This is a genomic window from Halorubrum tibetense, assembly GCF_042661865.1.
Taxonomy (GTDB): domain Archaea; phylum Halobacteriota; class Halobacteria; order Halobacteriales; family Haloferacaceae; genus Halorubrum; species Halorubrum tibetense.
The window spans coordinates 1-1,084 of record NZ_JBHSWW010000492.1; the positions used below are offsets into that span (position 1 = coordinate 1).

Consider the following 1,084-nt stretch of genomic DNA (forward strand, 5'->3'; position numbering starts at 1 on the left):
ACGACGATCGCTTCGTCGCCGGGACGGAGCCCGTCGTCGGCGGCGGTCACGAACTTCGCGAACGCGTTCCGGCCGTCGCGCACGTACGGCTCGCTCTCGGAGCCGACGACGACGCGATGGCTCGGCTCGGGGAACGCGTCCTGTAGCCGGCGTGCGCCCGCGGTTCCGAGCGTGAACCGGCCGTCGGTACCGTACGAGACCAGCCGGTCACCCTCGGGGCTCCCCGGCGTGTCGTCGACGTCGCCGTCGATGATCTGTCGGGGTCGCCCGCCGCTCGACCGGCGGATGGTGATCGGTTCGTCCACCGGGAACAGCGCCTCGCCGGCCCCCGCGCCGAACTGGTAGTCGGCGCCGACGCGCAACTCCGCGAGGTCCTCGCTATCGCTCATGCTCGGGGTTCTCCTGCCGTTCGGAAAGCGATTCCGACACGGTCTCGACCGCGTCGGAGTCGGTCGCGTCGTGGCCGGTCACGTCGTCCCGGTCCTCGTTCCCGCTTTCGGCGCTGTCCCCGATTTCGGTGTCGTTATCACCCCCGATCCGCCACCGTGTCGCGATCCGACGGCAGGTCTCGGCGTCGAGATAGGTTCCGTCACGTAGCGTGAGGTCGTCCGCCGCGCCGGCCGTGACGGCGGGCCCGATGTCTCGGTCCGACAGCAGGTGTGACAACCGCTCCGCCGCGGCGACGATCGCCCGCGCACACTCGAACGCCAGTGCCTCCGTGAGGGCTTCGGTGAGCCGCTCGATGGCGAGGTCGTCGTCGCCCCGCTCCGCGGCGACGGCACCGAGCGCGGCGAGTATCTCGGTCTGTTGTCCAGTGAACCCGCCGGACTCGGCCGCCTCGAGGGCGTCTGTGAGCGACGACTCCGCCTCCGCGAGCATCCCGCGTTCGAGCGATATCGTTCCGCGAACGCGACCGAGCTCGGCGGTCCGTTTCAACCCGGCGTGACCTTCGAGCAGCGCCGCGGCCCGGTCGAGCGTCCGGTCGGCTTCGTCGAGGTTCCCGCGTTCGAGCGCGACCTCGGCGAGCGCGGTGAGCACCATCGCCCGCCGGTGGTCGGCGTCTCCCCCCTCGAAGGCGGCGAGC

Annotated in this window: 2 protein-coding genes; both read right to left on the reverse strand. The window is 71.4% G+C overall.

The genetic code is table 11. The annotated features are described in order from the left end of the window. A partial coding sequence (locus ACFQEU_RS16450) for a pseudouridine synthase (protein WP_379783903.1) occupies positions 1-389 on the reverse strand: 389 nt, incomplete at its 3' end. Then, positions 379-1,084: tetratricopeptide repeat protein (locus ACFQEU_RS16455; RefSeq protein WP_465261175.1), on the reverse strand; the 706-nt coding region annotated here is incomplete at its 5' end. The genes ACFQEU_RS16450 and ACFQEU_RS16455, both read right to left, overlap by 11 nt.